5 protein-coding genes are annotated in these 3,640 nt (G+C 61.6%); 2 read left to right on the top strand and 3 right to left on the bottom strand.

From position 1 onward, the window contains the following. Window positions 1–67 precede the first annotated feature (67 nt). Together WB528_RS01545 and WB528_RS01540 are read left to right on the top strand one after the other, a co-directional pair. Window positions 68–1,078 (top strand): PrsW family glutamic-type intramembrane protease, encoded by a 1,011-nt coding sequence (locus WB528_RS01545; RefSeq protein WP_423886671.1) that lies wholly within the window; start codon window positions 68–70, stop codon window positions 1,076–1,078. Window positions 1,079–1,182: 104 nt separating this feature from the next. Next, a complete protein-coding gene (locus tag WB528_RS01540) occupies window positions 1,183–1,755 on the top strand; it encodes an HdeD family acid-resistance protein (RefSeq protein WP_423886670.1) in 573 nt (190 codons plus the stop codon). 10 nt (window positions 1,756–1,765) lie between these two features. Here the strand turns inward: WB528_RS01540 and WB528_RS01535 are convergent, their stop codons facing one another. The 3 genes from WB528_RS01535 to WB528_RS01525 form a co-directional block, all read right to left on the bottom strand. Further along, entirely contained in the window at window positions 1,766–2,005 is a 240-nt protein-coding gene (locus WB528_RS01535) for a hypothetical protein (RefSeq protein ID WP_423886669.1), read from the bottom strand. A gap of 41 nt (window positions 2,006–2,046) precedes the next feature. Then, complete coding sequence (locus WB528_RS01530; protein ID WP_423886668.1) at window positions 2,047–3,147, bottom strand: lysine-2,3-aminomutase-like protein; 1,101 nt, start codon at window positions 3,145–3,147, stop codon at window positions 2,047–2,049. Then, window positions 3,144–3,640, bottom strand: a 497-nt coding sequence (locus WB528_RS01525) for an amino acid--tRNA ligase-related protein (RefSeq protein ID WP_423886667.1), incomplete at its 5' end; no start/stop codon positions are given. The genes WB528_RS01525 and WB528_RS01530, both read right to left, overlap by 4 nt.

Below are 3,640 nucleotides of genomic sequence, written 5' to 3'. Positions count from 1 at the left end.
GAGCGGAACGGCGATCGCGAAGACCGCCAGCCTTGGCGGCATGCGGGTGTTAGAATAGAGCCAGTAAATGCTTCTCCTTGAATCACTCCCGACGGTCGTTGGAACGGCAGCCATTGCGCCGGCGCTGCTCATTCTCTGGCTGGTGGTCGCCGCAGGCGAGCGGCCGGGACCGCCGGTCAAAGTGTGGACCGCTTTTTTCCTCGGTGCGGCCAGCATTTCCTTACTTGCACTGATCCGCCCCCCCTTCATGGCGCTTCTGACCGCGCCTGGAAATCAATGGCTTGCGCAAGGACTTCACTCGCTTTTCGGCGTCGCGCTTCCCGAGGAAGCCGTCAAGATCCTGGTCATTGCGATGGTTTCCGCCTGGCGGAGACCCTTCACCGATCCGATGGATACGGTGATCTATGGCGCCGCCGCGGGTCTCGGTTTCGCGGCTTACGAAAATCTCGCCTACCTCGTTCAGCACGCCGATATGTGGCAATCGCTGGCCGCCTTGCGCAGCATTCTCACCGTTCCGTTTCACGGGGCGCTCGGGATCATCGCCGGCGCCTACCTCGCAATCGCACGATCCGGCACCGCACTCGGCGCCCACCGTCATCATCGCGACTGGGCGCGCATCACAAGCTGGATTCTCGTGTTGGCGGGCCCGGTCGGCCTGCATGCGGCCTTCGATTTTCCGCTGCTGACATTGCAGAGAAACCCAGACATCGACAACACGTCCCGCCTCTTGCTCGGCTCGGCCAGTATCCTGATCGGCTTTTCCTCGATTGCCTTTGCCGCGCGCCTGATCCGGCGGGTGGGACGTCACCATGCCCCTCGGACCGATCTTGCCCGCGAACGGCTCAGCCAGCTCCGCCGAATGTGGGCCCTGCTGGTGGTGGGTGGCGGGACGGGCTTTGTCGGCCTCGCTTTCGTGCTGTCGTCGCTGCATCGCTGGCTGCTCAATCCGGATCGCAACATGACGCACGTTCTCGTTCCGATCGGCCTTCTGTCCATCCTCGTGGGTCTTGTCTTACTGGTGATCACGACAGCGGTCTATTTTCTCGGCCGCGAGCGGCTGCGAACCAACGCTTCATAGCTGCCCCTCCCCTGGTCGGGGGCTGACGCGGGCCTGGGACGCGCTATAGTCGCGCCGTCACAGAAGTGCGTCACTCTGGCTGGAAACCGTACCGGGAGATTTCGATGACCGTTCCCCGCGATGCTGCCGAGCTGTCAACAAAGATGCAGGCCGCTGTCCGTCAACACTGGAAGGCGTTCCTGATCGAAGGCATTCTGCTGGTGATTTTCGGATTGGCCGCAATGATTGTGCCGCCCGCCGCCAGTCTCGCTATAACAATCCTTTTGGGATGGCTGTTCCTCATCAGCGGCATCGCCGGACTCGCGTTGACGTTCTGGGCGCGTGAGATGCCGGGCTTCTGGTGGTCGTTGATTTCGGCCGCGCTCGCAGTCCTTGCAGGCCTTATCCTCTTGGCACAGCCGGCGCAGGGCACGCTGACCCTGACCATCGTTGTCGGCGCTTATTTCCTCGCCGAAGGCGTGGCCACCATCATGTACGCGCTGGAGCATCGGCGTGAACTGTCGGGACGGTGGTCATGGCTGCTGGTCGCGGGCCTCATGGACCTCTTGATTGCAATCATCATCATCACGGGACTGCCGGGATCTGCCCTGTGGGCGATCGGCCTTTTGGTCGGCGTCAACCTGCTATTTGGCGGAGCATCGCTGATCGGCGTGGCGCTTGCCGCGCGCCACGCGTGATCGGGTCAATCTAGCAGCCTCGGCAGATGCTCTTGAGCTTGCGGTCAAGCTCGGCATCTTCACGCTTCATGGCGGCGTCGGCGCTGGAGTTATCCTTCTCCGACGGCACCTGGTCGGCCCGCGGCTGGCGGTGACCGACGGGCGCGGGCCATGGTCCCTGCTTGCCCGATGACGAATTGCCACTCTGAGCAACCGCCGCCGGACCGATCGTCAGCATCAGAAATGTAGCCGTCACCAAAATTTTTCTCATCTGCTTCTTCCGTCTTTGATGCCCAGCCCATCCGGCCCAGGTCACGGACCCGGCGGATAGAGATGAACGTCACCGCAATAATCCACGATACGATAGCGGGTTTCGGCAACCTGTTCACGATCTCCGGAAAAAGATTTTTCGACCGAAAGATAGTTTGGACCGGCCGGCGACTTGCCGTGGCCACCGGGAATGTCGACCACGAATTCCGGCTGGCACAGTCCGGACACCCGGCCGCGCAGGGCGCGCATGATTTCCTGACCCTGCGCGAGCGTCGTTCGCAAATGCGAAGTCCCCGGCGCGAGATCGCCGTGATGCAGATAATAAGGTTTTATCCGGCACTCGACGAAGCCCCGCATGAGCGCTTCCAGCGTGGCGGGATCGTCGTTGACCCTCCGTAGCAGCACCGATTGGCTGACCATCGGAATGCCCGCATCGATGATGGCGGCGCAAGCGGCGCGTGCATTCGGCGTCAACTCCCGGACGTGATTGGCATGGAGCGCCACCCACGTCGTGGCGCCCTTGACCTTCAACGCGGCAACTATCTTGTCATTGATGCGCTGGGGTTCGGCGACCGGCACGCGGGTGTGAATACGGATGACTTTGACATGGTCGATCCGTGCGAGGTCCGCCATTATCTCGGAAAGCCGCCGCGCCGACAACATCAGGGGGTCACCGCCGGTCAGGATAACTTCCCATACTTCCGGATGCGCGCGAATGTAGGCCAGTGCGTTGTTGTAAGCCCCTTCCGAAAGCGTAGTTGCCTTGCCAGGTCCAACCATCTCGCGACGAAAACAGAACCGGCAGTACACTGCGCAGACGTGCACCAGTTTGAACAACACCCGGTCAGGGTAGCGGTGCACGATGCCGGATACCGGCGAGCGCGCTTCGTCGCCGATCGGATCGGGCTTTTCGTTTCCCTGAACCGCCAGTTCTTCCGCGCTCGGGATGTATTGTCTTGCAATCGGATCGAATGGATCATCGGGATCGATCAACGCCGCGACCTCGGGCGTGACCGCTATGGCATAGCGCGCTGCGACTTTTTCCAGAGCGGGAAGATCCTCGACCGGCACAAGGCCGCGAGCGACCAATTCCGCTGGCTCGCGCAGCATCGTCGCGGGCTTGATAGTGACGCTACTGCTCATGTCTCTCCAATCGGCGGCATCCACACCACCTGATCAACCGCCGTTGCACCGCTTGCCAACATCACCAGCCTGTCAAAACCAAGCGCGACGCCGCTCGCCTCGGGCATGCTCGCCACCGCGGCCAGGAAATCTTCATCCAGCGGATAACGTTCGCCGTAGCGACGCTGTTTCTCGTCCATGGCCAGCGTAAAACGACGGCGTTGCTCGGCTGCGTCGGTCAATTCGCCAAATCCATTCGCCAATTCGACACCGCAGGCATAGATCTCGAAACGCTCGGCGACGCGGGCGTCGGATGAGGCCGCACGCGCCAATGCTGCCTCCGGCAACGGATACTCATAGAGTAGCGTAAGACGTTCCCGCCCCAGATTTGGTTCAACGTACTCCACCAAAATTTTGCTGAAGATGTCGGACCAGGTGTCATCGTCAGCAACACGAATCTTCGTACCGGCGGCAGCCGCGAGCTTTGTCCGGTCGCCTTCGCCGCCGTCAATGG

Source organism: Bradyrhizobium sp., from assembly GCF_049586575.1.
In the GTDB taxonomy this organism is placed as follows: domain Bacteria; phylum Pseudomonadota; class Alphaproteobacteria; order Rhizobiales; family Xanthobacteraceae; genus Bradyrhizobium.
Note: the sequence above shows the minus strand (reverse complement) of the source record. Positions and strands in the feature narration are given on the sequence as shown.

Bases quoted from the DNA above. Each gene is read 5' to 3' on its own strand.
- WB528_RS01545 (WP_423886671.1), top strand. From the start codon at position 68: ATGCTTCTCCTTGAATCACTCCCGACGGTCGTTGGAACGGCAGCCATT.
- WB528_RS01540 (WP_423886670.1), top strand. From the start codon at position 1,183: ATGACCGTTCCCCGCGATGCTGCCGAGCTGTCAACAAAGATGCAGGCC.
- WB528_RS01535 (WP_423886669.1), bottom strand. From the start codon at position 2,005: ATGAGAAAAATTTTGGTGACGGCTACATTTCTGATGCTGACGATCGGT.
- WB528_RS01530 (WP_423886668.1), bottom strand. From the start codon at position 3,147: ATGAGCAGTAGCGTCACTATCAAGCCCGCGACGATGCTGCGCGAGCCA.